This is a genomic window from Kribbella sp. NPDC058693, from assembly GCF_042715335.1.
In the GTDB taxonomy this organism is placed as follows: domain Bacteria; phylum Actinomycetota; class Actinomycetes; order Propionibacteriales; family Kribbellaceae; genus Kribbella; species Kribbella jiaozuonensis.
In genome coordinates, this window is record NZ_JBHXSQ010000009.1 from 1 (window position 1) to 25,734 (window position 25,734).

Annotated in this window: 29 protein-coding genes; 15 read left to right on the top strand and 14 right to left on the bottom strand. The window is 70.5% G+C overall.

Features of this window, described 5'->3' with window-relative positions:
- Window position 1: 1 nt before the first annotated feature.
- Together ACFWUU_RS40265 and ACFWUU_RS40270 are read right to left on the bottom strand one after the other, a co-directional pair.
- Window positions 2-259, bottom strand: coding sequence for a type II toxin-antitoxin system RelE/ParE family toxin (locus ACFWUU_RS40265; RefSeq protein WP_380183945.1), 258 nt, complete (start codon window positions 257-259; stop codon window positions 2-4).
- A complete protein-coding gene (locus tag ACFWUU_RS40270; protein WP_380183947.1) occupies window positions 256-510 on the bottom strand; it encodes a type II toxin-antitoxin system Phd/YefM family antitoxin in 255 nt (84 codons plus the stop codon). The genes ACFWUU_RS40265 and ACFWUU_RS40270 overlap by 4 nt, the downstream gene beginning before the upstream one ends.
- Window positions 511-687: 177 nt before the next feature.
- Between ACFWUU_RS40270 and ACFWUU_RS40275 the strand changes: the two genes are divergently transcribed.
- From ACFWUU_RS40275 to ACFWUU_RS40310, 8 genes are all read left to right on the top strand, one after another.
- Window positions 688-984, top strand: coding sequence for a hypothetical protein (locus ACFWUU_RS40275; protein ID WP_380183949.1), 297 nt, complete (start codon window positions 688-690; stop codon window positions 982-984).
- 1 nt (window position 985) lies between these two features.
- Window positions 986-2,227 (top strand): hypothetical protein, encoded by a 1,242-nt coding sequence (locus tag ACFWUU_RS40280; RefSeq protein ID WP_380183951.1) that lies wholly within the window; start codon window positions 986-988, stop codon window positions 2,225-2,227.
- Window positions 2,224-2,658: a DUF4326 domain-containing protein gene (locus tag ACFWUU_RS40285; RefSeq protein WP_380183953.1), complete on the top strand. Its 435-nt coding sequence runs from the start codon at window positions 2,224-2,226 to the stop codon at window positions 2,656-2,658. The genes ACFWUU_RS40280 and ACFWUU_RS40285 overlap by 4 nt, the downstream gene beginning before the upstream one ends.
- A gap of 76 nt (window positions 2,659-2,734) precedes the next feature.
- Window positions 2,735-3,136, top strand: a complete 402-nt coding sequence (locus ACFWUU_RS40290) for a hypothetical protein (protein ID WP_380183955.1) — start codon at window positions 2,735-2,737, stop codon at window positions 3,134-3,136.
- Window positions 3,129-3,407, top strand: coding sequence for a hypothetical protein (locus ACFWUU_RS40295; protein ID WP_380183957.1), 279 nt, complete (start codon window positions 3,129-3,131; stop codon window positions 3,405-3,407). The genes ACFWUU_RS40290 and ACFWUU_RS40295 overlap by 8 nt, the downstream gene beginning before the upstream one ends.
- Before the next feature lie 519 nt (window positions 3,408-3,926).
- Complete coding sequence (locus tag ACFWUU_RS40300) at window positions 3,927-4,091, top strand: hypothetical protein (protein WP_380183959.1); 165 nt, start codon at window positions 3,927-3,929, stop codon at window positions 4,089-4,091.
- A 103-nt stretch (window positions 4,092-4,194) separates the two neighbouring features.
- Window positions 4,195-5,253 carry a tyrosine-type recombinase/integrase gene (locus ACFWUU_RS40305; protein WP_380183961.1) on the top strand — a complete coding sequence of 353 codons (1,059 nt, stop codon included), beginning with the start codon at window positions 4,195-4,197 and terminating at the stop codon, window positions 5,251-5,253.
- Window positions 5,254-5,535: 282 nt separating this feature from the next.
- The gene (locus ACFWUU_RS40310) at window positions 5,536-5,889 is read left to right on the top strand and encodes a hypothetical protein (RefSeq protein WP_380183963.1); all 354 of its coding nucleotides are present in this window, start codon (window positions 5,536-5,538) and stop codon (window positions 5,887-5,889) included.
- Between the two features lie 241 nt (window positions 5,890-6,130).
- Here ACFWUU_RS40310 and ACFWUU_RS40315 read toward each other — a convergent pair whose 3' ends face one another.
- The 5 genes from ACFWUU_RS40315 to ACFWUU_RS40335 all read right to left on the bottom strand — a co-directional run bounded on the left by ACFWUU_RS40315 (window position 6,131) and on the right by ACFWUU_RS40335 (window position 9,890).
- On the bottom strand, window positions 6,131-6,385 hold the full coding sequence (locus tag ACFWUU_RS40315; RefSeq protein WP_380183965.1) for a hypothetical protein: 255 nt from the start codon (window positions 6,383-6,385) through the stop codon (window positions 6,131-6,133).
- On the bottom strand, window positions 6,382-6,702 hold the full coding sequence (locus ACFWUU_RS40320; protein WP_380183967.1) for a hypothetical protein: 321 nt from the start codon (window positions 6,700-6,702) through the stop codon (window positions 6,382-6,384). The genes ACFWUU_RS40315 and ACFWUU_RS40320 overlap by 4 nt, the downstream gene beginning before the upstream one ends.
- 100 nt (window positions 6,703-6,802) lie before the next feature.
- Window positions 6,803-7,564, bottom strand: a complete 762-nt coding sequence (locus ACFWUU_RS40325) for a hypothetical protein (RefSeq protein WP_380183969.1) — start codon at window positions 7,562-7,564, stop codon at window positions 6,803-6,805.
- Window positions 7,561-9,639, bottom strand: a complete 2,079-nt coding sequence (locus tag ACFWUU_RS40330; protein ID WP_380183971.1) for a type IV secretory system conjugative DNA transfer family protein — start codon at window positions 9,637-9,639, stop codon at window positions 7,561-7,563. The genes ACFWUU_RS40325 and ACFWUU_RS40330 overlap by 4 nt, the downstream gene beginning before the upstream one ends.
- A gap of 74 nt (window positions 9,640-9,713) precedes the next feature.
- Window positions 9,714-9,890, bottom strand: a complete 177-nt coding sequence (locus ACFWUU_RS40335) for a hypothetical protein (RefSeq protein ID WP_380183973.1) — start codon at window positions 9,888-9,890, stop codon at window positions 9,714-9,716.
- 322 nt (window positions 9,891-10,212) lie between these two features.
- Here ACFWUU_RS40335 and ACFWUU_RS40340 point away from each other — a divergent pair, with 322 nt between their 5' ends.
- From ACFWUU_RS40340 to ACFWUU_RS40350, 3 genes are all read left to right on the top strand, one after another.
- Window positions 10,213-11,493, top strand: coding sequence for a hypothetical protein (locus ACFWUU_RS40340; RefSeq protein ID WP_380183975.1), 1,281 nt, complete (start codon window positions 10,213-10,215; stop codon window positions 11,491-11,493).
- Window positions 11,494-11,838: 345 nt separating this feature from the next.
- Window positions 11,839-17,589, top strand: a complete 5,751-nt coding sequence (gene mobF / locus ACFWUU_RS40345) for a MobF family relaxase (protein WP_380183977.1) — start codon at window positions 11,839-11,841, stop codon at window positions 17,587-17,589.
- 111 nt (window positions 17,590-17,700) lie between these two features.
- Window positions 17,701-18,096, top strand: a complete 396-nt coding sequence (locus tag ACFWUU_RS40350) for a hypothetical protein (RefSeq protein ID WP_380183979.1) — start codon at window positions 17,701-17,703, stop codon at window positions 18,094-18,096.
- A gap of 63 nt (window positions 18,097-18,159) precedes the next feature.
- Here ACFWUU_RS40350 and ACFWUU_RS40355 read toward each other — a convergent pair whose 3' ends face one another.
- The 3 genes from ACFWUU_RS40355 to ACFWUU_RS40365 form a co-directional block, all read right to left on the bottom strand.
- On the bottom strand, window positions 18,160-18,570 hold the full coding sequence (locus ACFWUU_RS40355; protein ID WP_380183981.1) for a hypothetical protein: 411 nt from the start codon (window positions 18,568-18,570) through the stop codon (window positions 18,160-18,162).
- Between the two features lie 23 nt (window positions 18,571-18,593).
- Entirely contained in the window at window positions 18,594-19,019 is a 426-nt protein-coding gene (locus ACFWUU_RS40360) for a DUF3307 domain-containing protein (protein ID WP_380183983.1), read from the bottom strand.
- 75 nt (window positions 19,020-19,094) lie between these two features.
- The gene (locus ACFWUU_RS40365) at window positions 19,095-19,886 is read right to left on the bottom strand and encodes a hypothetical protein (protein WP_380183985.1); all 792 of its coding nucleotides are present in this window, start codon (window positions 19,884-19,886) and stop codon (window positions 19,095-19,097) included.
- Window positions 19,887-20,097: 211 nt separating this feature from the next.
- Here ACFWUU_RS40365 and ACFWUU_RS40370 point away from each other — a divergent pair, with 211 nt between their 5' ends.
- The gene (locus ACFWUU_RS40370) at window positions 20,098-20,400 is read left to right on the top strand and encodes a hypothetical protein (RefSeq protein WP_380183987.1); all 303 of its coding nucleotides are present in this window, start codon (window positions 20,098-20,100) and stop codon (window positions 20,398-20,400) included.
- 198 nt (window positions 20,401-20,598) lie between these two features.
- A complete protein-coding gene (locus ACFWUU_RS40375) occupies window positions 20,599-21,744 on the top strand; it encodes a hypothetical protein (protein WP_380183989.1) in 1,146 nt (381 codons plus the stop codon).
- 33 nt (window positions 21,745-21,777) lie between these two features.
- Here the strand turns inward: ACFWUU_RS40375 and ACFWUU_RS40380 are convergent, their stop codons facing one another.
- From ACFWUU_RS40380 to ACFWUU_RS40395, 4 genes are all read right to left on the bottom strand, one after another.
- On the bottom strand, window positions 21,778-22,182 hold the full coding sequence (locus ACFWUU_RS40380; RefSeq protein WP_380183991.1) for a hypothetical protein: 405 nt from the start codon (window positions 22,180-22,182) through the stop codon (window positions 21,778-21,780).
- Window positions 22,179-22,808 carry an AAA family ATPase gene (locus ACFWUU_RS40385; protein ID WP_380183993.1) on the bottom strand — a complete coding sequence of 210 codons (630 nt, stop codon included), beginning with the start codon at window positions 22,806-22,808 and terminating at the stop codon, window positions 22,179-22,181. Before ACFWUU_RS40385 ends, ACFWUU_RS40380 begins: the two co-directional genes overlap by 4 nt.
- 64 nt (window positions 22,809-22,872) lie before the next feature.
- Window positions 22,873-23,346, bottom strand: coding sequence for an LOG family protein (locus tag ACFWUU_RS40390; RefSeq protein WP_380183995.1), 474 nt, complete (start codon window positions 23,344-23,346; stop codon window positions 22,873-22,875).
- 12 nt (window positions 23,347-23,358) lie between these two features.
- Entirely contained in the window at window positions 23,359-24,717 is a 1,359-nt protein-coding gene (locus ACFWUU_RS40395; protein WP_380184007.1) for a hypothetical protein, read from the bottom strand.
- Between the two features lie 357 nt (window positions 24,718-25,074).
- On the opposite strand from ACFWUU_RS40395, the gene ACFWUU_RS40400 reads away from it, so the two are divergent.
- Both ACFWUU_RS40400 and ACFWUU_RS40405 read left to right on the top strand, forming a co-directional pair.
- The gene (locus ACFWUU_RS40400) at window positions 25,075-25,326 is read left to right on the top strand and encodes a hypothetical protein (protein WP_380184009.1); all 252 of its coding nucleotides are present in this window, start codon (window positions 25,075-25,077) and stop codon (window positions 25,324-25,326) included.
- Entirely contained in the window at window positions 25,323-25,592 is a 270-nt protein-coding gene (locus ACFWUU_RS40405) for a hypothetical protein (RefSeq protein ID WP_380184011.1), read from the top strand. The genes ACFWUU_RS40400 and ACFWUU_RS40405 overlap by 4 nt, the downstream gene beginning before the upstream one ends.
- Window positions 25,593-25,734 lie beyond the last annotated feature (142 nt).

Sequence of the window (25,734 nt, forward strand, 5' to 3'; positions counted from 1 at the left end):
TCTATCCCTCCATCGAGCGTCCGGCGTGGATCACGACCACGGTCACTGTGCTGTCGTTGACGTCGTAGAGCACCCGGTACCGGCCGGACCTCAGCCGCCGGCGGTCCGGCGTACCGTACTCGGCCGTCCCGGCCGGACGTGGATCGTCGGCGAGCAGGTCGACGGACGCGAACAGCTGCGCGAGGCCTTCCGCGTCGTCCTTCAAGAACCCGGCGGCCTGGTCCAGAGCGCGCTCGCTCCAGATGACTTCGTACGTCACGCCTCAGCCAAGCCCAGCCGCTCACGGGCCTCACGGTGGGGGACCGTGCGCAGCGTCCCGGCCTGCTTCTCCAGGTCGTACTGGGCGAACGCCAACGCGTCCTCCAGCTCCTCCAGCTCCTGCGCGGAGATGATCACCGCGGCCGCCTGGCCGTGGTCGGTGATCGTCGTCCGCTCGCGGCGAGTACTCGCCTGGCGGACCAGCCGTCCGAAGTGGATCCGGGCCTCAGTGATGGGCAGCACGTCACTCATGCGCACAACTGTACTCTTCTGCGCTCTCTCAGGCTGCTGAATGGTCCCGGTCCGGCGGACCGCGCTTAGAAAGATCCCGGCCGATCTCTTTTAGTTACACATCGTTTCGTTACGTATCAAAGAAACGAAACGATAACGTAATGAAACGAAGCGATACGGAAGTGGTAGACTGAGGTCATGCCGAACCGAGAGCAGTTGGAGCAGTTCCTCGCCGAGACGAACCTGACCCTTGACCAGATCGCACGGGCGTACGCCGCCCTCGACGTCTGGAACGCGAACCCCGGCGGGTCCTCGTTCCCGCCGCCGACCGCAGTCGAGCTCGTGCGGATGCACGCCGCGCTCGAGGCGCCCGACACGGCCGCCGCGCTGGTGGAGATGTGCGGTCCGCCGGACCCGACGCTGTCGAGCCCCGAGCAAGACGCGAACAACCGGGACCTGCTGGCCGGGATCCGCCAGGCGCTGGGAGTGGACTGACATGGCCAACAGCACCGACGAGGCGGCCGCCGGCGTCATCGCCGACGAGACGGGGGAGCGGTTCGTCCTCTGCGAGTTCCCGGGATGCACGAACCGGATCCCGTACAACGGGCGCGGGCGCCCGCCGAAGTACTGCCAGCTGGTCGTCGGCGGGGTGAAGCACACCCGGGTTGCCGCCTTCCGGCAAGAGCGCGGCGACGAGCCCGCGCAGCCGGACGGTACGCCGGAGACGAGCGCGGCCGCCCGGCCGGTCACGACGGCCCGTGTGACGCTGGCGTCCCTGCTGCAGCAGCTCCAGGACGTCTCCGGGGTCCACGAGGCGCGCATGGCCGCGCTGACGGCCCGGGTCGTGGAAGCTGTCTCCGCCGTCGCCGATCCGGACAAGGCGATAAGCGAGGTCACGAGCGCCGAGCGAATCGCCCGGGCGGCGATCGATGAAGCCGAGGCCGAACGGGACGCGGCTGTAGCAGCACAGCGCGCCGCCGAGGCCGCCGCCGAGACCGCGACCGCGGGCCAGGCCGACGCCGAGGAGATCACCGAGGACGCGTTGGCCCGGGCGGAGGAAGCCGAGACCCAGGCCGAGGAGGCCCGGACCGCCGCCGCGCAGGTCCAGCAGGAGGCGCAGGCCGCGACCGAGCAGGCCAACGCCGAGCGCGACGCTGCGGCCGAGGCCCGGCAGGCTGCCGAGGCCGCGCGCGACCTGGCGGCCGGCGAACTGGCCGAGGTACGCCGGGAGCTGGAGCGCGCCGAGTCCGCCCTGGCGGCTACCGAGCAGCTGCAGCGCGAGACCGCCGCCGAGCGTGACCAGCTCGCGCGTCAGCTGGCCACAGTGACGGCCGAACGCGACGGCCTCGCCGGGCAGGTCGAGCAACTGCGGCCCGCGCTGCAGCAGCAGACCGACCGGGCCGGTACGGCGGAGAAGGCCGCCAGCCGCGCCGAGGGACGGGTGGAACAGCTCACGGGCCAGGTCGCCGAGCTGCAGGCCCAGCTGGCCACCGCGACGTCGGAGCGCGACGCCGCCCGGACCGAGACCAGCGGAGTACGGGCCGAGCTCGCGGCCGTGAGCGCCCGCGCCGAGGCTGCTGCCGAAGCCGCCCAGCAGCGCCTGGACGACCAGGCCCAGCGGCACGCCGCCGACGTCGCCGCGCTGCGCGCCCAGCTCACCGAGTCGCCAGCCCCAGGAAACCTCTTCGACGCGGAAGGCGAGACGGGAGCCACGAAGCGGCCCAGGGGCAAGCGATGATCCGACCCGAAGGGCTGCAGAAGCAGCGCCGACGAGGCTCCCGCCTGCCGGTAGGGACGATCGTGGTTGACCGCAGCAGCAGGCGCGGGAACCCGTTCACCGTCGAACAGATCCTCCTGAGCGGCGAGGCCGCCGACGAGCCGGAGGCCCGCGCGCTCGCCGTCCGGCGGTACGCCGACTGGCTCGACGGTCACGGCCCGCGCCACCTGCCGGTCACCAAGACCCGGACGGTGGATCGGGACTGGATCAACGCCAACATGCACGAGCTCGTCGGCCGCGACCTGGCGTGTACGTGCCCGGTCGACGGCCTGCCGTGCCACCGCGACGTACTCCTGGCCCGGGCCGCCCTCCTCGAGCGGACCTCGGCCGGCGGACAGCTGTCGGTGCAACCCGGCATGGTTGCCACCGAGGGAGGCGGGGACCGCCCGTAACGGCCCCCGCCTCTCGTCATCACATCACGGGAGAGGAACCCAGCCATGACACTCAAGCCCAGGAAGGATCCCGCCGATGAGCCCCGCGATTGATCCGGACCGGCGCTTCTGCTGGAAGTGCGGCACCGAGCGCACAGGCGCCCAGGTCGTCATGCACCGCGCCGACAACCCAATGCTCGCGCACGAGCGCTGCTCAGTCTGCTTCGACGTACTGCTGACGTTCCCGCAGCCGGACGTACGTCTCCAGCTGGAGCGGATCCGCGGGCAACTGAGTGACCTGATGTTGTGGTCACGGATCTCCACGTCCGATACACCCGGTAAGGCGACCAGCGCAGCACTCGAAGAATTCCGCGAGCTCGTGTACGCCGCGCACGTTCACTATGTGCGCAAGCTCGACCCGGACTTCCACCGCTACCACGACGAGTGGAAGCCGCAGCCTCTACCGGACGACTGGCAGGAGCAGATGACCGATGAGTGAAACGAAGACCTACCGCGACCACGGCGCCAGCGGCCCGCAGGCCGACCTGCCGGTGTGGGACGACTCAGTCGACCACACCCGGATCACGAAGGCACTGCACGCGACCCCGTGGCCCGTTGAGGCCCGGGTGGCACTAGCCGGCTACATCACCGCCCAGTCCCTCCAGGCCGCGATCCACGGGTTCCACGACGGCCCGGGCGCCGACACCTCCGCCGGAATCGCCCGGGCGCTTCGCGACCTCGAGGAGGAGCTGGCGAGGCGCCGCACCTGACACGCGCACTTAACGGCGAAGGGCCACGATCCCCCGGCGGGTCGTGGCCCTTCGTTCTGTCTGCCGATCGGCTATGGTGATTCTTGGCCGCGCACGCCGGCCGGACTCCTCCCCCAGCAGGAGGACAAGGGGCTCCGCCCCGCGTGCTCGACAGGCCGCCTCTCGCAGGCGGCCGTTGTCGTTGCAGAGTCCGGTAGGACCAGTTGGTCCAGGAGCTCGGCGTCCCGGCGTACCGCGGCCGGACCGATCCCCGGCTGACGCCGCACAATCGACAGCAGTCCGCGTAGCCGCTGGACCACGTCGACGTCGGACAGATCCGACCGCGGCGGCACGTACCGACAACGTCGCATGCTCGATCCCCCTCTCCCTCGGGGAAGTATCGGCATCGTGGCGGCCGCCGTTACAACGCCATGTCGCGCACCAGCTGCTCGGGTCGGGCCCTGTGACCCCCGGCCCGCAGCGACTGGTAAGAACGGTTGTTGGAGTACCGGGAGTCGACCGTATGAACAGGAGGCCGCAGTGGCTGACCGTGGGCGCTATCTGATCCGGCAGGGCGGTACTGGCTACTTCGATTGGGGCACCTGGGATACCCACCAGCAGCTCTACGTGCGACCGCCGATCATGTCTCGCGAGTTGGCGCAGCGCAGCGCCGACCTTCTGAACGTCGGATCCCTCTGCGGCTGACCCGATAGTTCCCCTGCGATAACGGCCTGTATCACCGGACGGCGGCCCCCGGCGGCCCGGAGACGCCGCCCAGCGGGCCACAACACGCCCGGGCAGATCCAGAATGCGAACTGCCCGTTATCACCGGACGGCAGCCGCCGTACGGCGCCGGAACGTCGGTTCGGAGTCCTACCGTGATCGGCATGGATCCGCTCATGCCGTCGACGTCGACCAGCTGCAGGACGTCGAACCCGTCGACCAGCGGGCGGCCGCGATGACCGCGGCCGTGCTCGCCCTCGACGCCGAGCACCCGCTGGCCGGCCAGGTGCGCGACTTCCTCGCCGATCAGGAGTTCGCCGGGAAGGCGGCCCACACCATCCGCGCGTACCGCAGCGACCTGGTCCAGCTGGCCGCCCACACCGACCAGGACGTGACCGGCGTCGACGCCGCCGTCCTCCGGTCCTGGTCGGCGTCGATCGCCGACCTCAAGCAGTCGAGCCGAGCCCGGAAACAGGCCGCTGTCGCGTCCTTCCTGCGCTGGGCGGTGCGGCACGAACTGATCGACGCGAACCCGATGGATCGGTTCGACCGGGTCGCCGTACCGGAAGGCCTGCCGAGGCCGGTCGACCCGAAGCGGATCGATCGCGTCATCGCGGTCATCCCGAAGGCGAAACTCCGCGACCGGCTCCTGTTCGAGTTCCTGAAGGCCCTGGGGTGCCGGGTGAGCGAGGCCCTCGGCGTGCACATCGAGGACCTGGACCTCACCCCCGGGAACGAGCACGTCCTGGTCCACGGCAAGGGCGAGCGGGTCCGGATTCTGCTCCTGGACGACCAGAAGCTGGTCAACCTGCTACGCAGGTTCCTGCGCGAGACCGGCTGGACCCACGGCCCGCTGTTCCGCGCCGCCCGGAACTGGACCGGCCGCCCGCTGACCTACTCGACCGCGCAGGAGATCTGGGCGGGGTACCGGGCGCTGGCCGGCGAGCCGGAGCTCGAGCTCCACCAGCTCCGGCACACCCACGCCACCGAGCTCAACAAGGACGGCGTAAGCCTGCGCACGATCCAGAAGCGACTCGGCCACCGCCGGCTGCAGACGACGCTGGTGTACGCCGACCACAGCGACGAGCTCGCGGACGCCGAGCTCAGAGCACGGCAACGACGTAGGGCCGCGCGCGGGCGCTGACGGTGCGGCTGGGGTCCTGCCTAGCACCCCGGGACTCAGCGTCCAGCTGGCGCTCCGCGGCCTGTCGGTCGTCTCTCCCTGGCGGTCGGCCGCCCGGCGGCGGGCAGCGGTTCAAACCGCGAACCGACCCTCTGACGGATCGCGGGTCGACAGCTGGACTCCGAGCCTCTTCCGGCGCGCTCAGCGGCAGGTCGTGGGCAGGCCCGAAGGGCTGCCGCACGCAGACGGACCCCGCGTCGAATCACCGTTCTTATCGAACACATGTTCGGGTACAGTGGTCATATGTTCGGACGGTTCACAGTACGGCCTGACGACACGGCCGAGGGGCAGTTCGGCGTGTGGGACGCCGCGGTGAACGGCTGGCGTGCCCGCGGGATCGCTGACGAGCTGGAGGCGACCGGGACCGCAGCTGAGCTGGAGCTGCAGTACGACGCGCACGGCCCGAGGCCGGCGGACGCCGTCCGCCGCCTCGAGGTATCGCAGCGGGTCCGGCGGGCGGAGTGGGCCGAGGGCGAGATTGACGCCTGGGTGCGCGATACCGGCACCGGAAGCTGGTACGGCCGATTCCGCGACAAGACCGGCCGGGTGAGCCTGGTGCTGGGCAACGACCTGCGGCCGATCAACGAGCCGTCGTGACGCGCTCGGGGTGGCCTGCGTCCCTGGTGTCCCCGGAGCCGACTTGTTGGCGGCACTTGACGGGCCCGCGGGGGTGACCTCGCCCCGAGCACTGGGCTACATCGTGCCCCAGCCGGGAGGTTTGCCGTTTCGGTTATCCACAGCTCTCCGGGTCGATCTGGACCAGACTCCGTAGTTCCGTAGTTACGGAGATACAGCAGAGGACCCCGGGTGGTCGCCCGGGGCCCTCTTGCTGTTGGTGTCAGTCGTTCCAGATGTTGTACGTGATCACCCGGGGTTCCTCGCCCGGGTTCGCCGTGCCGATCATGGTCGAGTCCGACCGGCGGTCATCGAGCCAGGACGAGGCCAGCTGGTGCCCGACCCGATCGGCGGCCACCTTCCGGGCGTGGTTCTCGTCGTCGGCGGCAACGATCATCTCTTGAAAGTCGCCGTAGTCGACGGTGTCGACCCGGACCAGGTAGAACAGCCGGAGCAGCTGCTCGGCAGCGGCGTTCACCGGTAGCCGCCGGCGGCCTGGAAGGTGCAGCTCCGGGCGCGCCCGGGTGCTGGCGCCCGGCGGATCCGGTCCCGCAGTCGCGGGCTCGCCGGAACGTTGCCGAGGCGATGGTGGAGCGCCGTCCAGGCGCCCAGGGCGACGGCGTACGCCTGTGTACCCAGCTCGAGCTGGACGAGCCGGAGACGCCAGACCTCGCGGTACTGCGCGAGCGCCGCGGGCTCCAGGTCGGTGGTCATCTGCTGCGTCCGGTTGTAGCCGTAGGCGTAGTCCGCTTCGTGCCGGGCGTTGGAGCGGGGCGACGTGGTGGTCAGTGACATGATGTGTATCTCCTGCCGTGAGTGGTGGGAACTGGTGGCCGGGCCCGGGTCTCAAGTCGGGGTCCGGCCACCGCTGTCTCCAGCGGGTGCTGGAGAAGGTCTATCGCTGGTGGCGGTGGCGGATCTCGTCGGCTTCCTCCTTGCGTGCCGCCTGCACCACGTCGGGGGTCGGCTGGGGCGCTGGCTCGGTCGCGTGCGTGGTCGGCCACCAGCGCGACACTTCGCCGCCCATCTCGACGCCGGGGACGTGGGGCGGGTTGTTGACCCGGCGGCCGCCGTCGACGTGGTGCTCGTACGCCTGCGCCGGTGTCCGGCACTCCGCCAGCTCGGCGTCGATCCGCTGTACGGCACTCGGCCGGTAGCGGTCGTGCCAGTCCATGAGCTTGAACGCCGTACCGGTCTTGCCGTCCGTGGCGTCGAGGAAGCCGCTGTAGAGCACGTGCAGGTCCGCCACGACGGTCTCGTGCAGCATCCAGCAGGGCGTCAGCTTCGTGCCTGAGTACCGCAGGTACACGCCGGCGACCCAGCCCGCCAGGTCGCGGAGCTCCTGGTCCGCTTCCTTCTGGTCGGTGACGGTGAGCCAGTGGAACCGCGGTTCCGGTGGTTCGTCGTCGCCGGAGCGGAGGACGGCGTCCTCCATGTCCCGGACGTGATCCCCGAGCCGCTTCACCGTCCGCGTGAGCTCCAGGAGGGTGCGCTGCGCTGAGTCGCTGCTGTCCTTGGCCTCGGCGGCGGTCCGCCGGACCTCCTCGGTGAGCTCGGTTACGGTCCCCAGCTCGCCGCGCATCTTCTCGAGGTCCTGAGCGATGACCCGAACCGCGGCGGCGTCGGCGGGCTTGGGTGCCGACTTCGGTTCCGTCATCGTTCTGACTCCGGCTTGGGAATGAACCACTGCTCGGCCGAATCGGCCGAGGGCGGCGTGGTGGGTGGCGTGGTGGGCTCCTTCGGGGTCGGTGCTGCCGTCTCGGGGTTGGGCTGCTCAGGCGTCGCCCAGCTCGGGCTCGGCGACCAGCTCGGCTTGGCGGCCGCCGTCCGCGGTGCGTCCTGCTTCCGGCCCTTCGTCCTGCGGCCGGGACGGGGCGCGGGTGCAGGGTGCGGCTCAGCCGTCGTCGGTGCGGCCGGGATCTCCTGCGCGGTGGGCGCTTCCGGTTCCGGCGCTTCAGCCGGGTCCGGGGCAGGTGCCGAGGTGGCTGGCATCGGGATCGCGGCGCCGACCCGGAGGTCCTCGCCGATGCCCTTGTCCCGGTAGTTGGTCTCCGTGATCACCTGGAACGGGTTCGCCTTCCGGGCGTGGTTGATATCGCGGCGCTTCCAGGCCATTTGTGTCCGGCCGAGGCTGATCGGCATACCTCGCTTGGCGACCATGCAGGTACCGGAGGGAAGGTTGGCGATCGTGCCCTCAGCCAGGATCGGCTCGCGGCGGGTCGTCGTGCTGGTCAGTTTGCCGTCCGCGTCGTGTGTCTCCACGGTGACGTCGCGCTCGCCGGACAGCACCGACCAGGCGTGCAGGTCCTCCGTGTCGCGGGTGCCGCCGTACACGAGCAGGGTCGCGGTGTTGTTCAGGATCGTTCCGGCCGCTTCGTCGCCCCACCGGTCCCGCAGCTGCGCCCGCGACTGAAGGCTGTAGTGGATCGTGATCCCGCGGCCGCCCATGTCGGCCGTCCACTTGTGGAGCGGAACGGGGCAGATGAGGGCGGCCTCATCCAGGGCCAGGGTCAACGACGGGTCGAGCCGGTTCTGCGGCATCGTGGACGCGATGGCCCGGGCCTGCCGGGCGAACTCGGCCACGAGTGCCGCGATCAGCGGAGCCGACGTACCGGTGTCGCCTTCGAGCATGTACACGGTGGCGCCCTCGCGGATCAGCCGTTCCACGTCCACCAGCTCCTCCGGGCCGGGGTCGCCGATGCTCGCAGCGCGCGAGTTGTTCAGCCACCGCAGCGCGGGCATGACCGAGGTCGTGATGCTCGTCTGCGTCCGCGAGTTGGTGGTGAAGAACTGCTTCGCGGCGAGGCGCATCGTCCGCGCTTCCGGGCTGTTGCCCAGGGCCACGTCCACCTCGGCCTGCTTTTCCTCGCTGGGGTCCGTGATCCAGGACAGCACCGCCCGCATGGGCAGGTCCTGCAGCGCGGCGGCGTGCAGCAGCACCGCCAGGATTCCGCGGGCCAGCTCGGCCCAGTGCTCGGCCTCGCTTGACGCGGCCGAGGGGATCAGGTCGGCGGCACGCAGCTGCGCGGTTTCGGGGTTGCGGCAGCCAACGAGCGGGGACCACTTGAGGGTCGAGGACCAGCCGCCGAGGCCTCCGGGGTTGAAGATGTGGATTTCGCTCGGTCGCCGTACGACCCGCCGCCAGAAGATGAAGGACCGCTTCGTCACGCCGACCCGGCGAAGCGGCGCCGTCAGCTCGACCAGGTCGACCCGGGTCGACGTCGCCAAGACCGCGCCCGGGGCGTCGGCGATCCGGCAGGCGAGGGCGCCGGACTTACCGGTCCGGGGACCGCCGAACATGCCGGTTACGTCCTCATTCGGCGACCAGATAGCCCGGATACCGGCGCTCGCGACCTTGGCGGCGTACTCGGTGACGGGCGTGCGGAGCAGCACCCACCACTGACGAATCCAGCCCTTCCGGGCCAGCGACGGCTTCAGTACGGCGGCCTTCCTGCGCATCGCCCACGCGGACGAGACCTGGAGATGGTCCCGCCAGCTCGCCGTGCCGCCGTGGCGCTGCCGCCGGCGGTCCCACCGGCTCAGGGTCGCGTTGGTGCTTCCGCGGCCGCGGAGCCAGTACACGATCGCGGCCGCGCTGATCACCGGGCCGATGATCATCACGGCCAGGCCGGGCCCGCGGTCGACGGCCGCGTAGTAGGGATAGCCCACCGCGCCGACGAGCAGGCCGAGCACAAAAGTGCGCTGCGGGAAACTACGCTTTGACTTGGTCACTCCGGGTCCCTCCGGGTTGATCAGTGGGCGGCGGTGCGCGCTATCGCGCCGTCGCCCCGCCTACTTCGGGGCTGCTACTCGCCTCGCGCGGTCAGGTACTCGTCCAACGCCTCATCGGCCACGTGCCACAGCTTCCGGCCCGACTTGGCGACGTACCTGTCAAGCCGATCCTTCACCTCGCCGGACACCCAGCAGTTCAACGCGCGTCTTTTTGCAGGTTCCTGCAGCTCCCCTGGTGTTTCGTCGGTCATCGCGGGAGCCTCTCCTCAGTGACGGTTCCGTCACCGGTTGGTGACGTCACAACCACTGTAGATGCTTGTAGATCTTTCTACAAGCCTGTAGGCTCCATCGCGTTAGAGCGATTGTTTGAGGAGTCTCCGGTGACTGACCGCGACATGGAGTATCCGCTGTGGCACGTGGCGGGTCAGCTCGATTTCGGGTCGGTGTGCGCGGCCGAGTGGTCGCGCATCGTCGGCGACGTAGTACCCGGAGGCTGAGATAGTCGGCCCCCTACGGGCGCTGGAACGCCCGTGGGGACCTTGATCGGTGACCTGTCTTAGGAGGACCCGACCCATGGAAGACCGTAGTAGCTCGCCGAGCGAGCACAAGCCCGGGGACGCCCCGGTACGTCGTACCGACGAGAGGACCCAGACGGTGAGCACCACTCGTGAGCTGGTCGACCCCGCCACGCTGCAGACCCGGCGCAAGATCGGGCGCGGCCTGGTTGTCTTCGCCGCCGGCGTCGCGATGTTCGCGAGCGGCTGGGGTATGTGGCACTTCTTCGGAGACCTGCCGTCGCTGAGCCACTGGTACCTCATCCTGCCGATGTTCCTGCTGTTCGACTCGGCCGCGGTCGCCTGTGCGTGGAACGCCCGCATCAACCGCCTGTCGTACGGGCGGATGGGCACCGAGGGCTGGCTGGTGTGGGTGTTCGCCGCGACGTCGGGACTCATGTCGGCGAGCGATACCACCGGCCGGGCGGCCGCCGTCCGGTTCGCCGCGCCGATGGTCGCCGCGATCCTGTTCGAGCTCCTGATCCGTGGTGAGCGTCGCGACCTGACGAACCATGACGGTCCGCTGGCCCGGATCCGGCGCCGGACGCTGGCACGGTTCGGGCTGTTGGACGACGTCGACCAGGACGACGAGCAGGCCGCCCGGGCGCGCATGGCCGCCAAGCTCGCCGCTCTCGCTCACCGGGTGCACCAGCTGAACGAGGGCACCCGGGCCCGGCGGAAGGCGGTACGGCGGTACCACCGGCAGCTGCAGACCGCGTCTGTTCGGATGGGGTTCGCGACAGACGAGGCCATGATCGAGGAGGTACGGCGGGGCCTGGATGTGCTGTACCGCAGCGTCGCCGGTACCGGCCCGGACTCGGTCGCAGACCTCAACGTCTGGGGGTCGGCCGACCCGCGCGAGACCACGGCCGAACAGGTGGCGGAGACCGTGGCCGAGCGGGAGAGCTCCGCGGCCGGCGGCCAGCTGGAGATGGTGGTGGGCGGGCCGCTGCGGCCGCGGGGAGGTCCTCGGCGGCGCCGGGTCGGGCGTCGGCTGGCGCGCCGTCGTACGACCGGCCGGGCTGTAGCCACGACCACCGCTCAGACGCTCGACGTACCGACCGAACAGCACACCGAGAAGACGCGGCGCGGCGCCCGGTCGACCGATCTTGAGCCGGTGCTGGAGCAGTTCGGCGACCAGCTCGCCGACGAGCTGCGCACGAAGGGCAAGCTCTCCCGCTACCGCGTCGAGCAGACGACCGGGCTCGGGACCCGACCCGCTGAGCGGGTGCGGGAGGCCGTCGAGGAGCGCGTGAACCGGGAGCGCCAGGCCGCCCGCTTCGTGGGCGCCGCCGGGTAGCCGCGCTGGTCCTCGGCCGGACGCTTAGAGGGGTGGCGCGCTCGGCGCGCTGCCCCTCTTTCTTGCCCTCGCTCCGCTCGATCGAACCCGCACCACAACTACCTAGAGTGATCAAACCCTGAAACCGCCTACAAGCTCTCCACCTAGAAGCCTCTCCTTCCAAGTACGAACCACAAGTACAAGAACTCCTTCAACCTTCAGTTATCAGCTAATAACCACGAATCCTCGTCACCACCCATTGCCTAGAAGCTCACCACCAAGAACAATCAATCACACCTAGGCATCTCTATCGAATAGGATTGTTCCGGCGCCTGCGGCGCCGGAACGAGAGCGGAGGAGCTCACCTTGGTCACGTCACTTTCCAGCGGTCACTCGGCCGAGTACCTGACTGGTCAGGTCGGTGCCGGCCGGGAGTCCTACTACCTGGATGCGACTACAGCGGGTGAACCTCCGGGCCGCTGGTACGGGAAGGGTGCGGAGGCGTTCGGGCTCGTCGGCGAGATCGACCACGAGGTCATGCACGCCCTATACAGCGAGTTCCGCGACCCTCGGGACCCCAAGTTCGAGGACGTCGAGACGAGGTCCGAGGCGGCCCGTCTGGGGCGTGCTCCGGGCCGGTACAAGTCCGCTGCGGAGATCCTGGCGGACAAGATCGAGGCGGCCCGGAGCCAGTCCGTCCGGATCGATCCCGGGCAGAACGGGCTCGCGCCGACGTTCGCCGAGCCGGGAGCCGTCGACCAGGACGCCGTCAGCACGGAGGGGTTGCTGCCCGAGCAGGTCGAACGGCTCGCCCTCGACGCCGAGCGGGAGGCGCGCCAGCCCGTGGCGTTCCTGGACGCGACGTTCAGCCCGCCGAAGTCGGTCACGGTCGCCCACACCGCGTTCTCCCGGATGGAGCTGGACGCCGAGAAGGCCGGCGACCTGTCCGGCGCGGCCGAGTGGCGGCACCGGCGGCTGGTCGTGGAGGAGGCGATCTGGGCCGGGAACCAGGCCATGCTCGACAACCTGTCCGAGCGGGCAGGTTTCTCGCGGACAGGTCAGCACCGCGGGAAGAACGGGAACGGTTCCGGGCGGTGGATCGACGCCCACGACTGGACCGTGGCGAGCTTCTTTCAGCACACCTCGCGGGACCTGGATCCCCAGCTGCATGTCCACAACGCGATCCTGAACAGGGTGGTGTGCGACGACGGGCAGGTCCGCACGCTCGACTCCAAGAGCATCTATGCCCACCGTCAGGGCGCCGGAACGATCGGCGACCGGACGATGGAGGCGTACCTGACCGCTCGGCTCGGCACCCGGTGGGTCATGCGCAAGGACGGCGTTGGCCGCGAGATCGAGGGAATCGGGCAGACGGAGATGGACCTGTTCAGTGAACGGTCCGCCAAGATCGGCCGGAAGCTGTCCGGCCTGGTCGAGGAGTTCCGGACCCACTTCGACCGTGAACCGACCGCGCTCGAGCTGGACAGAATGCGGCGGCAGTCCACCATGGCCACCCGGCGCGCCAAGACGCACGACGGAGAGAACCGCGGGCAGATGCTGGACCGGTGGGACGACGCCCTCCGGGGCGAGCTCGCCGGCGGGCTGTCCAGGGTCGCGGCCAATCTCGCGACGACCCACACTGAGGCCCGGGCAGCCGGGCGGCTCGCCTCGGCGCCGGACCTGTCCGCCAACGACCACGCCGAAGCTCTGGCCGACCTGCCCGCGGGCTGGACAGGTGGGCATAACCCCGCCGAGGACGGCGACCTGTCCGCAGACGTCGCGGGCGGACAGGTCGGCGGAGGGTCCGTTCTGCCCGCCGGGCGGGCAGATGGGCAGAACCCGGCTCCGGTGGCCGATCTGCCCGCGGGCTGGACAGGTGGGCAGAACCCGGCCGGTACGGCTCAGCCCGGCGCCGGGCAGGTCGGCGGACAGGGCATAGATCCGCAGGTCAGCCAGGCTGTAGCGGGCATGTCCGCCCAGGAGATCGAGCAGCGGATCGAGCAGCTGTCGGTGTCGGCGGACTACGACGAGATGAACGCCGAGCGGCTGGAGGACGCGGACAACCCGTCCGGTGCGGCGCGGCTTCGGGCCGACGCCGAGGAGTCGCGCCGCCAGGCCGACGAGCTGTCCCGGGCGGCCGGCCTCGGCAGCCTCTACACCGACCCCGAGGACGAGTGGGCAGACGCCGAGGGTGAGGACTCCGACCTGTCCGACCTGTCCGCGATCGCCGAGCAGACGGCCGCCGGAACCAGCCCGGGCGGTCCGGCGGACAGGCCCACTGGGCGGATGGTTCAGCCCGTGAACCTGTCCACCATCGAGGAGCAGCTGGTCCGGCAGCGGCAGGGCCAGCAGCGGCCGACCTGGTCCGACACGGGCGTGATCGCCGAAGCGGTCGCCGCGTGCCAGAAGTCGCGCGCCGCGTTCTCCCGGTCCGAGCTGATCCGGCAGGTTCTGCTCGCTCTGCCCGACAACCTGCCCACCGTGCGGGTGGGCATGATCGCCGAGACCCTCGCGGACCGGGCCCTGTCCGACGCCGGGCAGGTGGTCCAGGTGACCGGCGCGCAGCCGACCCGGACTGTTCCGCGTGAGCTGCAGCTGGCCAGCGGTGCCAGCGCGTACGCCGCTCCGGGCGGGATCCGGTACGCGACCCAAGGCCACATCGTCGCCGAGCAGGCTCTCCGCCGGGCGAGCGTCGAGCGCGGCCGCCGCGCCGCCGACGTCCACCAGGTCGAGCAGTGGCTGACCAAGTCGACCCCCGGGCAGACCCTCGGCCCGGACCAGGCCGCCGCCGTGCGCGGACTGATGACATCCGGCGCCGCGCTGTCGGTCCTGGTCGGCCCGGCCGGCACCGGCAAGAGCCACACAGTCGGTGCCCTGTCCGAAGGCTGGTCCAAGCTCACCGGCGGCAAGGTGTTCGGTCTGGCGACGTCGCAGATCGCGACCGAGGTCCTCGCCGAGGACGGCGTGAACGCCCGGAACATCAGCCAGTGGCTGATCCTGCAGGCCCGGCTCGCGAAGGACGGACAGGCCCGGCCCGCGGACCGGCAGTTCCAGCTCACCGCAGACGACCTGGTCGTGGTCGACGAGGCGTCCATGGTCGACACAGTCCAGCTCGAGCGGATCCGCCGACACGTCGACCGGGCAGGCGCCCGGCTCGTCCTGACCGGCGACCCGCGCCAGCTCGCCGCGGTCGGTGCCGGCGGCGCGATGGAGATGCTCGCGGACGGCGTCGCCGAGACCCACACCCTGGCCGAGGTCCGCCGATTCAACAACGCGTGGGAGCGGGAAGCCTCGCTGCGACTGCGGGACGGCGACCCGGACGTGATCCACGAGTACGACCGCCGCGGCCGGATCATGACCACCGGGACCCGGGACAACGCCGGGAACCAGGCCGCCCGCGCTTACCTCGGCGACAGCCTCGCCGGGAAGCGGAGCATTGTCGTCGTCCCGACCAACGCCGAAGCAGCCGGCATCTCCGCGCACATCCGCGACGAGCTCGTGCAGCTCGGCCGAGTCCAGGCCGAGGGGACCATCCTCGGCCTGGACGGCAACGTCTGCGGAGTCGGCGACCTGGTCCAGGCCCGCAAGAACGCCTGGTCCCTCGGCGTCATCAACCGCCGCCGGTACCTCGTGGAGGAGATCCACGAATCCGGCGACATGGTCGTACGGATCGACGGAACTACGGAACTGCGGACCCTGCCCGCGTCGTACGTCGAGCAGCACCTGACCCTCGGGTACGCCTCCACCGCCCACTCAGCCCAGGGCGTCACCGTCGACACCTCGCACGCCGTCATCAGTGAGCAGATGAGCGGCGAAGCGCTGTACGTCGCGCTCTCGCGCGGCCGCGAGGCCAACACGGCATGGGTAGTCACCCAGCCGGAGGTCGCCGACGAGCCGACCGGCGCGACCCACGGCCGTGAGCAGCGCAGCGCGAACGCGGTCATCGCCGAGGTCATCGACCAGGACGCCGAGCTCGAGCGGGCCGCGCTCGTTCAGCAGGCCGAGGACGTACGGCGGGCGCGCTCCATGTACACGGTTCACGCCCAGTACGAGGAGGCCATGCGGTTTGTCGACCGGATCCGGACCGACCGCTGGCTGGACCGGCTCGCCGTCGAAGACGTCGTGTCCGAGGACGAACGCCTGGCGCTGGCCAGTGACCAGGCCACGGACCAACTGGCGCGGCTGCTCCGGGCGGCCGAGCTGGCTGGCCACTCCCCCACGCTTGTCCTGCGCGAGGCCGTGACCGAGCAGCGCCTGGACAACGCGCAGAGCATCGCTCAGGTGCTGCAGTACCGGATCACGAACAAGCTCGGCAGCATGCGGCCGACCGAGGACCAGCTGGGCGACTCCCAGCCCCTCGACGTCCCCGAGCACTGGCAGCAGCACCTGGACGAGCTCGGCGAAGCCGCGGCCGATCGGCGCCGCCAGCTCGGTACCGAGGCCGCCGAGGAGCCGGAGGAGTGGGCGCTCGATGCGTTCGGGCCGGTGCCTGAGGACCTGGTCGCCCGGGCCGAGTGGGAGCACCGGGCCGGGATCGTTGCCGGGTACCAAGAAGCGCACCCGAGTGACCACGAGGACGGTGCCGTGCTCGGTCCCGCGCCGGGTACGTCGACCCCGGAGAAGCGCGCCGCATGGCACGCCGCGTGGAACGCCCTCGGCAGGCCGGAAGCGACCGCAGAGGAAGCCAACCTGAGCGAGGGCACGCTCCGGATTCGGATCAAGGCTTGGCAGCGGGAGCAGCAGTGGGCACCGCGGCCGGTCAACGCCGAGATGCGCGCCACCGGCCAGAACCGCGCCCGCTACGAGCAGGAGGCCGCGATCCTGCGGGCCCAGGCCGACGCCACCCGTGACGCGGACGAGCGCGCCCGGCTGACCGAGGAGGCCGAGGGCCGCCAGGCGCTCGCCGAGACCATGCGCGAGATCGAGGCCGGACTGGCTGAGGTCGCCGAGGAGCGCGCCGCCTGGTACATCGAGACCGCCGCGACCCGCGAGGCCGCCGAGCGCGCCCAGGCTGCGCTGTCGCTTCGCGGCCGCGATATCGGCGGGGAAGACGATCGCGTCACGACTGAGGAATGGCTCACCGCCCACGACGCCGCCGTACGCGCCGAGGAGGCCGCCCGCGAGCAGCACGAGGAGGACGAGCTCCGCGCGGCCGAGACGCACCTGACCGACGAGGAACGGCGCCTGGCGGACGAGATGACCAGGCGTACCGCCCAGATCATCCACGCCCAGACCGAGCTGGAGAAGCAGATCGTTGACGGCCAGCGCCAGCTGGAGCAGCAGTTCGCCGACGCGGCCGCCGGCGAGGCGGCCACCGCACGCGAACAGGCGCGGCAGGACGAGCTCGAAGCGCGAGAGTTCTACGCGCAGATGCAGGAGGACCAGGTCGAGATCCTCGACCCAGACGCCGACGACGTCGTACAGCATCCTGCCGACTCCGCTACCGCGGAGGTCGAGGTGGTCGACGCCGAGCTGGTCGACGTCCGCCAGACCGAAGCCACCGCCGACGATGACGCGGTGCACGAAGAGACCGAAGACCAGGCGGTCGCCGCGGAGCGCGCTTCTACCGTCGAGCAAGACACTCTGTCGACCGACCACGACGTGGTCGACGCGGAGCTGGTCGACGTCGACCAGGACGAGCAGGCCACGGAAGACCTGCAGACCGCCGAGGACGAGGTGGTCGACGCCGAGGTGATCGACCCAGGCCTGGACGACGTCGACCAGGACGACAAGACCACCCAGGGCGAGGCGGACCGGGACAGCTCCGAGCCAGAAGCGAGCGTGACTGTCGCCGAGCCTGTGGCCGAGGCCGACGAGCCGAAGGCTGCAGCCGCCGACGAGGCGGAGGAGCGCCAGCTGCCGCGCGGCGTGCCGACGCCGGCGGAGACGGAGGTGGCCGTCGATGGGGCACGGGCCGCTGCCGACGAGCTGCGCGACCGGCGCAGCCAGGACCAAGCCCGCAGGCAGGCCGAAGTCGATCGCGAGGCCGAACGCGCCCAGGAGGCCCGAGAGTCTGCATGGCGCGAGCGCGAACTCCAGGCCGAGCGAGACGCGGCCACCACACGCGAACGTCAGCAGGCGGACGCCGACGACGAGGACGACGTCCTCGAACGGTAGCCGCCCAGCGCCGAGAGCCCCGATGCTCCGCAGTTCCGTACATACGGAACTGCGGAGCGTTTGAGGCTCTGAGGGCAGACGAACACCCCGGAGGCCGTTACCCTCGAAGCTATGGCGCTGCAGATTTCACCCGCTGCGCTCGGCCGGCCACTGGCGGACGTCGAGCGCGTGCAGGCACGGGTGCTCGCCTGGCGCCGCGACCGGTACGAGCGGCTCGGTGCTCTGGCGCCGGAGGATGACGAGGCCGAGCGGGTTTCCGGGATCTGGGTCGCGCTGTACTGGCTGGACGGCCAGCCGGTGGGTCCGTTCAGCGACGGTGCCGCCGACAGCGTCGATCGTGTCCTGCGGGAGGCGCGGCTCGGCGAGGCTGTCGTGAAGGGCAACAAGCCGAGCCGGTACACCGTGTACCAGGCCCTCGGGATCGTTCAGGCGCTCCGATGGGCCGCCGGTCGGTACGACGAGCTGCCCGGGTTCGCGCCGGCGGATCCGCACCAGCGCTCAGCCTGACCCATCCACAACGTACGCAGCGGGGCCCCGGACGTCAGCCCGGGGCCCCGCTGCTGTTGCTGGTCAGGCGTCGCGCAGACCGTCGTGCGACTGGCCGCCGATCGCCTTCTTTGCCACCGCGAGAGCCTCGGCAGCCTCGCGCAGCAGCCGACCTGCACGAGCGAACTCCGGTTCGGCCTGATCGACCGACACGACCGGGTCCCGCGTCTCGTCGTCCTCGAACACCTCGTACTCGGTGAGCGACGCCCGGAGCGACGGACCGAGGCCGTCCGCGAACGTGGCCAGGTGCTGGACAACCGGCACGACGTGGTCGAGCAGGTCGAGGGCCAGCGGGGCCGCCACACTGTGCTCGCGCGGCGGGATAGTTCCGTATTCGAGCCACTGACCCGCGTTCCGCAAGTCTGCGGCGGCCGCGATCAGCATCTCACTCGACAGCGGCGGCAGCGTTCCGCTGCGCAGCGGTTCATCGGTCATGGGGGTGGTCTCCGTCCGGTAGGTCAGATCAGTGCGGTTGCGAGCGCGGCGACGACCAGCCAGCCGAGATGCCAGGACTGGTCCAGTTGGTACGCCCCGCCTGGTGCTTCGTAGTACTCGCCCTTGCCGAGTCGCCTCGCGAGCGCCCGCAGGGTGAACCGGCGGTCTGCCCAGTAGTGCGAAGCCGCCGAGATCACCTGACCGACGACGAATCCCGCCGGGGTGATCGGAAGCTCGAGCAAGTACCAGACCAGGGCAACGGCGGCCGCGGTGACGAGGGTGTACGTGGTCACGTGGGCGAGGCAGGCGCGGACGCCAGCCGGCGCCCGGTGACCCTTCCGGGTCGCCTGTCCGTGGGTCTGCACCCAGTGGTCAGCGACGGCGTGCGCGCCGTAGAGAACGACCCCTACGGCGCTGAACGCCTCGGCGGGGGTTGCGGCTACTACCATCGAATTCTCCGTTTCTTCAGGCGAAGTTCGGGGATCCAGACCGGCAGGCGTGTTCACAGCACCCCTGCCGGTCGCTCATTCCGGGCGAGCGGCGTCTGCGGTTGCGGCCGCGAGCAGCTCGGCAGCCACCGTGCGCGAGATCGTGAAGACCAGCGGTTCGTACTGGCCGCGCAAGAACATGCGCAGCAACCACCAGCCCTCTTCCGGGCCCGGGTAGACCGAGACCTCTTGTTCCGGGGCGAGCGTCAGCTCCCCGACCGCGGGGAAGCCCTTCGCCGGGGTGAGCGGCTGCGGCGTGTCCAGGAACGCCACGCCCTGCTCCCCCAGGTCGAAGGTCGCGCCATGGTTCGGCAGCCGTACGCCGTTCCCTGCGCGCTCGGCCGCCGCGTCCGCCGCCGCTTCCCGCTCGATCGAGTCCATCAGCCGGGCCACTGGGCCCTCCTGCTCCGCGGGGGCCGGCAGGTCGACCGACACGAAGCCCAGGTGCTGGTTGTGGTCGCCCCGCGCCCACTCCGCCCAGTACGAGCCCTCGGTCTCGATCCGCTTCACCCGAGAACGCAGCGTCCCCAGCGCCTGCCCGGCGTCGTCGGACAGCTCGGCCCACGACCCGCCGGCGGCGCGGTGCGCCACCAGCAGCGCATCGATGATGCCCTCAAGCCTCGGCCGGAGGCGCTCGGAGACGCCGATCAGGCAATCCGCCAGCGCCTTCATCGTTGCCGGGTCTCGCGACCCGTCGAGCTGCAGACTGCCGGATCGAAGGACGCTCAGCGCGTACAGGACGGTGTCCATGTAGTCGGGCATCGTCGTCGCGTCCGATAGCAGGTTCGGGTACAGCGTCAGGGGGACGGTGGTTGTCTTGTCGGGCATCGAATCCTCCTCCATACTGTGCGAATATCGCATACCTGATGCTATGCGAAATCGAGCAGTACAGATAGTCCGCAGTTCCGTAGTTACGGAGTTGCGTAGCTCACAGAGCTGGATCCGAGCGTCACCCTCGGTGAAATCGCGCCGGAAAATCTCGGAGATCCCTCGGCGCGCCTCCCCCGGATCCGAATTGCAAATCGAAAAGGTGGGCGCCATGGAGAAGCGGATGGGTCCGGGTCGCCCCCCGAAGGGGAATCGCGGGCCGTTGATCAACCTGAAGCTCCCGGTTGATCACCAGTCGGTCTACGAGGCCTGCGCGAAGGAGCTCGGCCTCCCCCTCGGGGACTTCGTCGCGCTGTGCATGGCTGAGTTGTTCGCCAGCCGCGCGCAGAGTGCTGCTGAGCGCGAGCACTTTGCGGTCCCTGACTACATCTCGGCCCAGATCCTCGCGCACGTGAAGCGCGCGGAGCAGGCCTCCATGTTCGAGGAGCCGAAGGAGGCGACGCGGGCAGCCTGACGCCAGCACAACTCCATACAACGCAGAAGGCCCGTCACTAGGACGGGCCTCCGAAAGTCCCAACCTTCGCGCCTTGCTTGCCGGCGACCGCGCGAGGGCCGAACCAACGCACCCCGTGGAAGGGGCCTTTGTCATGCCCAGGATCGCACGATCCACCCCCGTTTGTGCAAGCCCGCGCGCCGTAGAGCGAGTCGCACGGTGACCGGCGCGGCCGCCCAGCTCGCCGCGGCGGAGTACTGGCGGGACATTGATCCGCCGAAGTTGCGCCGCCTCCGGCTCGTCGGCGAGCGTGAGCGTGCGGTACTCCCCCGCTGGCAGCTCCGGTCAGCCTGGAGCCCGCTCGCCGCGGCCGGCGCCTACAGCCGGGTTCCGGCCTGGGAGTCCCGTCCCCACTTCCTCGAGGTCGTCGTACCGTTTGTGATCGAGATCCGGCCCGACGTCCTCGCCGCCCACCACGTCAGCCCGGACACGTTCCGCCGCTGGGCGTGGGCGGAGTCGATGTTCGCCGACTACTGGACCGGCCGCCGGATCATCCGGCGGCCGCGCACTGTCGGCCTGGTCGCCGAGATGCACGTGCGCACGGTCCAGCGCTGCCGGGCAGCCGCCCGCGAGCTCGGGATCTACGTCGACGTCGTCAAAGGCCGCATGCTGACCCTCGGCGAGGTCCTGCACGCCCGCTTCTGCGGCTCACCGCAGCGCGGCCTGGCAAATGAGTCGGCGTTCCAGGTGCCGAAGTGGGTACGCCGCCACCTGCAGCCTGTGGAATCTGTGGACAACTCGAAGGGTCATCTCAGGCTCGTTGTGGACGCTGCCACCCCTTCCAGTGGAGTGGCTCGCAGAGCCAGTCAGCTCACCGGATCCTGTGGTTCCCTCACGGGCCAAGGGAAGAAGGAGCCGACTTCGTCGGCGCAGCGACACGAGCGGGTCGACTCCCCCGGCTTCAAACTCGCCCTCGCTGTCCGCAAGGCCCTCCCCTGGGCCCGTAGAGAGGCCCCTGGGCGCCTTTCACGGTGTCTGGAGAGGTACGCGGTCTCCCCGTACCGCTGGACGGCTCAGGACGTCGTCCAGCACGTCGACGCCATGAACCGGTCTCGCGGCCGCCGCCCGGCCGACCCCGACGACGTCGAGCTCCCGTATGCGCTCCTGGCGTGGTACTTCCGCGATGACGAAGGCCGCCCGCTCGACCCAGTCGAGCACCACCCGCGCCTCGGCGAGTTCCTGTGGATTGAGCGCCGCAACGCGGCTCAGCAGCTCCACAGGGACCTTGAGGCCGAGCGGTCCGCCCGCCGAGCCCAGAAGGAACGCGGCGGGTGCGGTGTGCCGGGCGGCTGCCCGATCTGCTGATACCGGGAGCTCCGCAGTTGCGGAGCTACGCATCTACGGAGTTGCGGAGTTGCGGCTTTCCCGGCGCCGGGTGCCGCCGGTCCGCGCCAGCTCCTGGCCGACCCGCTCGGCCAGGTCCTCATCATGCTGCAGCAGATCCAGCAGCACGCGGAACACCTCCGCTCCGGCGATCCGGGGGAGCTGGAGCTCCTCGGCGTACCGCTGCGTCATCCGGGTCAGCCCCTGATGCTCGATTGGCTGGAGCTCCACGGTGACCTTGACGGGCTTGACCCGGATCGTCTGTCCCGGGCGGGTCGCCCGGGGGCGTGGGCCGCCGGCGGACGGCGCGTCGGCGGACGGGTCAGCCTCGGCGGTGTTCCCGTCCGTCTGGCCTGACATGGTCGACCTGCGCGCCTCCCGCGCGGCCGCCCGAGCCTTCAGCTCATCCGCCTTGCTCATGCTGCCACCTTCCATTCCCGCTCCAGCTCGCCGGCGACCTTGCCGAACGCCGGGTCATCCGCAGGGACCGGTTCGCCGAACGCCTGCGCGTACAGCTCCAGCCGCGGAACCGCCTGCTCCATAACCCGGTGCCCGTCCTCCTGGATGAGTTCGCGGTAGGTCTTGGTGCTGGCCGCGTTGGCTACCGCGCGGTTGAGGAGTACCGCCACGAGCCGGTCGACGTCGTGGAACGCCTCGGCCGCGTCGATCGCCCGCCACACGGCCGCCAGGCGCCCGTGCTCGATCGGCGTCGGTGCCATCGGTACCAGGACGTCGGTCGCGACGCGCAGGATCGAGTACACGATGCCCTCGCGCTCCTCCAGCGGCGGCGAGTCGATCACGACGACGTCGAACTTCGACCGATCGACCACGCCCCACAGTTGCCGGTGGAGCATGTTCGAGGGAAGCCCGAGCACCGGCAGATTCCACTCCGCCAGGCCGTGCCACTCCAGGGTCGACCCCTGCGGGTCGGCATCGACCACACAGACCCGAAGACCCAGCGCGGCGAGCGCGTGGGCTACGAAGGCTGCGCAAGTCGTCTTCGCTGAACCACCTTTGAGGTTCACGAACGCGAGGACTCTCGTCATGCGCGGCAGACTACGCCCCCGCAGCTACGGTGTGCCGCAACTCCGCATCTACGGAGTTACGCACCTACGCACGCGGTAGAGCGCGCCGGACGGCTTCCTCCGGCGTTGCCGCCGTCTCGATCCCGTCGACCGGTACGCCGTCGCGGTCGAGGATCTGCCAGCCGGCGAGCTGCACGACCGGCACGCCGCCGCGCCGCTTGGCCAGAGCAAGCTCGCTCAGCGTGCCCCACGACCCGCCGACCACGATCACCGCGTCAGCCGACCAGATGATGACGGCGTTCCGTGCCTCGCCCATGTTCGTGACGATCGTTGCGGACAGGTCGGGGGAGGAGCCCTCCCGCGAGTCGTTCGGGCGGATCCCGATCACGAGACCGCCGCGCGCGCGGCCGCCGGCGGCCGCAGCCGCCATGACACCGGTACCGCCGCCGCAGAGGATCGTGGCGCCCTGCTCGGCCAGCAGCTCGCCGACTCTGCGCGCCGCGTCCTGCTCGTCCGCGGTCGCGTCCCGCGGCCCACACACAGCTACCTGATACGGCATGTGCCGGTTGTATCAGGCGGGCAGCTGGGGGAGCTCCCTCGCCGCCGGGTACGCGAGGAACTGCTCCAGCTGGTCCCGGAGCTCCGCCGCCGTGCGGGAGTCGGCGTACGTGTCGCCGGTCAGCGTCCGCCGGATCTTCCCGGCCCGCTCGATCACCGGAACCGTCCGGCTCTCGACCGGCAGCCGTAGGACCTGCGCCAGTTGCTCCGCGCCCGAGTCCAGGTCCTCGAGCGCGACGTGCGCCGTGACCAGGTCCAGCTGCGCGGCCGCGACCAGCTCCGGCGAGCCGCCTGGAGCCGCGTCGAACAGGTCCAGGGACTCCTGCGCGTCGCGGGCAGCCTGCCGCAGATGCTGCTGGCCACCGAGCGCCAGGTGGGCCTCGGCCGCGTAGTAGGCCGCCTTGCCCGGCGCGAAGTGGAACACCCCGCGGCCCGGCCGCTCGGACACGGCCCGTTCCCGGGCCTCGGCGGCGACCTGCAGGACCCTGCTCGTCTCGCGTTCGTCGCCGAGCGCTGCGAGCGCCCGCGCTTCCTGACTGACCAGCCGCAGCTGGTCGCCGGCCGCGGTCGCGTACAGCTGTCCCTGCCGGGCGTACTCGGCCGAGCGGCGGTAGTCCTTCTGCCAGTACTCCACCTGAGCCTGTACCCAGTGGACGTACGCCCGCTGGGAGCTGTCCCCGCACAGATCGGCGCAGATCAGCGCCGTACGGGTGTGCGTCTCCACGCCGTACGCGAACCCGAGATCACTGCTGAGATGCGCCAGCAGCGCACTCACCAGCCCAGCGACCCTGTACAGCTCGCGCGACTGCTCCGGGCGGGTGTGCCCGTCCAGCAGGCCGAACACGTCCCGGCGCAGCTCGGCAAGCGGCTTGAACATGGCGAACGGCGCCCGGCGCATGTACTGCTCGGCCAGGTGCACCACGTCAGCGTCGAGCTGCTCCAGCACTTCCGGGCTGACCTGGCGCGCCCGGCGGACAAACCGCGCGCTCTCGTCTGCCGTCATCGCCAACTCCTCGAAGACCGACGCCGGTCCCGCTGGGAACTCCAGCTGGCCGGCGCCCCCCATGGGCGGGACCTCCGGCGGCCGCCGCAACGCTGGGGCGGCCGGAGCCACCTCCCGGACCTCAGTCCACGGCGGCCCCACCAGGACCTCGAACGGTTCGCCCCAGACGCGGAGCGCGACCCGGCGCGAGGAAGCGTGCGCGGTCTTCACCTCGCCCGTCAGCCAGCGCCTGAGGTTCCGCGGGGTCAGTGTGGCCCCCTCGCCCGCCGAGACGGCGGCCGCCTCGAACTCCTGCGCCGCCTCCTCGATCGTCTGGTTCCGCTGCTCCAGCAGCTGACCCAGACGGGTCCGGGGGAGTTTCCGTTCCACAGCTGACCTGCCCTCGTTCATGGCCCAGGTACCTGAGCGATCAGGGTAATCGTCTTGTGGCGGCCGCAGGCCCGTCCGGCGGGTCCCGGCCGCAGATGTCCCTCAGAAGTCCGCCAGCATGCCGCTCGCCGACCTAGAGACGTCCTTGTCCAGCATTCCACGATCGGTGACGTAGTGCAGGCGAGTGCCTACACGGGGGAGCCGGACAACCCCTCCACAAGCGTCCGGCTCCCCATCCGCCCACCGACACGGGGAGCTGTCCATGAGTACCGAGCTGCAGATCGTGTTCCTGATCTTCGGCGCACTTCTGTTCGCCGATCTGGTCCGCGGCATCGTCCGCGACCTGCGGCGCCACTGATGCCGACTACGTCGACGCCGTCGCCCAGCTCGGCCCCGCTCCGGCGGGTCCGGCTGTGGCTCGGCGACGGCGAGGAGTACCTCATCGCCGAGTACCACGCGCCCGTCGAGCTCGCGGTCAGGTACGCCGCGACCATGACGCCGCAGTTCGCCGGCATCCGGATCACCAGCGATCGGTACGACACCGTCGACCAGGTCGGCACGGCCGCGCTCCCGGCCGATCCCCGGCTCTGGCCGATCACCGCCCTGTGACGCACCGGCGGTTCCTGCTCCACCGCCACGTCGACGTCTCCGGAGTCAGCGGCACCGGACCCGTGGCCGAGGGCGTCGAGTTCAGCGACGGCACGGCGACCGTGCGCTGGCTGTCCGACACCCCCTGTACGGCGGTCTGGCCCAACCTCGCCGCGGTCCTGGCGGTCCACGGCCACGACGGCAAGACCGTCGTTCTCTGGCTCGACCCCGAACCTGTCCCGCGGCCCGACGCGCTCCGCCGAGCGGCCGCCTCGCTCGGCCCCTGAGCAGGGGAGTCCGGCGGCTGGTCTCCCCTGTCCGGTCGCCGGCCTCCCCAGTTTTTCGCGCTCGGGATCCCGAGCGGACTTTTTCGGGTCGACGTACGTCGAGCAGGTTCAAGGGCAGCGCGAGCTACGCCCGCGAAAGACC

Bases quoted from the DNA above. Each gene is read 5' to 3' on its own strand.
- ACFWUU_RS40270 (WP_380183947.1), bottom strand. From the start codon at position 510: ATGAGTGACGTGCTGCCCATCACTGAGGCCCGGATCCACTTCGGACGG.
- ACFWUU_RS40275 (WP_380183949.1), top strand. From the start codon at position 688: ATGCCGAACCGAGAGCAGTTGGAGCAGTTCCTCGCCGAGACGAACCTG.
- ACFWUU_RS40280 (WP_380183951.1), top strand. From the start codon at position 986: ATGGCCAACAGCACCGACGAGGCGGCCGCCGGCGTCATCGCCGACGAG.
- ACFWUU_RS40285 (WP_380183953.1), top strand. From the start codon at position 2,224: ATGATCCGACCCGAAGGGCTGCAGAAGCAGCGCCGACGAGGCTCCCGC.
- ACFWUU_RS40290 (WP_380183955.1), top strand. From the start codon at position 2,735: ATGAGCCCCGCGATTGATCCGGACCGGCGCTTCTGCTGGAAGTGCGGC.
- ACFWUU_RS40295 (WP_380183957.1), top strand. From the start codon at position 3,129: ATGAGTGAAACGAAGACCTACCGCGACCACGGCGCCAGCGGCCCGCAG.
- ACFWUU_RS40305 (WP_380183961.1), top strand. From the start codon at position 4,195: ATGCGAACTGCCCGTTATCACCGGACGGCAGCCGCCGTACGGCGCCGG.
- ACFWUU_RS40310 (WP_380183963.1), top strand. From the start codon at position 5,536: ATGTTCGGACGGTTCACAGTACGGCCTGACGACACGGCCGAGGGGCAG.
- ACFWUU_RS40320 (WP_380183967.1), bottom strand. From the start codon at position 6,702: ATGTCACTGACCACCACGTCGCCCCGCTCCAACGCCCGGCACGAAGCG.
- ACFWUU_RS40325 (WP_380183969.1), bottom strand. From the start codon at position 7,564: ATGACGGAACCGAAGTCGGCACCCAAGCCCGCCGACGCCGCCGCGGTT.
- ACFWUU_RS40335 (WP_380183973.1), bottom strand. From the start codon at position 9,890: ATGACCGACGAAACACCAGGGGAGCTGCAGGAACCTGCAAAAAGACGC.
- ACFWUU_RS40340 (WP_380183975.1), top strand. From the start codon at position 10,213: ATGGAAGACCGTAGTAGCTCGCCGAGCGAGCACAAGCCCGGGGACGCC.
- ACFWUU_RS40350 (WP_380183979.1), top strand. From the start codon at position 17,701: ATGGCGCTGCAGATTTCACCCGCTGCGCTCGGCCGGCCACTGGCGGAC.
- ACFWUU_RS40355 (WP_380183981.1), bottom strand. From the start codon at position 18,570: ATGACCGATGAACCGCTGCGCAGCGGAACGCTGCCGCCGCTGTCGAGT.
- ACFWUU_RS40360 (WP_380183983.1), bottom strand. From the start codon at position 19,019: ATGGTAGTAGCCGCAACCCCCGCCGAGGCGTTCAGCGCCGTAGGGGTC.
- ACFWUU_RS40365 (WP_380183985.1), bottom strand. From the start codon at position 19,886: ATGCCCGACAAGACAACCACCGTCCCCCTGACGCTGTACCCGAACCTG.
- ACFWUU_RS40370 (WP_380183987.1), top strand. From the start codon at position 20,098: ATGGAGAAGCGGATGGGTCCGGGTCGCCCCCCGAAGGGGAATCGCGGG.
- ACFWUU_RS40380 (WP_380183991.1), bottom strand. From the start codon at position 22,182: ATGAGCAAGGCGGATGAGCTGAAGGCTCGGGCGGCCGCGCGGGAGGCG.
- ACFWUU_RS40385 (WP_380183993.1), bottom strand. From the start codon at position 22,808: ATGACGAGAGTCCTCGCGTTCGTGAACCTCAAAGGTGGTTCAGCGAAG.
- ACFWUU_RS40390 (WP_380183995.1), bottom strand. From the start codon at position 23,346: ATGCCGTATCAGGTAGCTGTGTGTGGGCCGCGGGACGCGACCGCGGAC.
- ACFWUU_RS40400 (WP_380184009.1), top strand. From the start codon at position 25,075: ATGCCGACTACGTCGACGCCGTCGCCCAGCTCGGCCCCGCTCCGGCGG.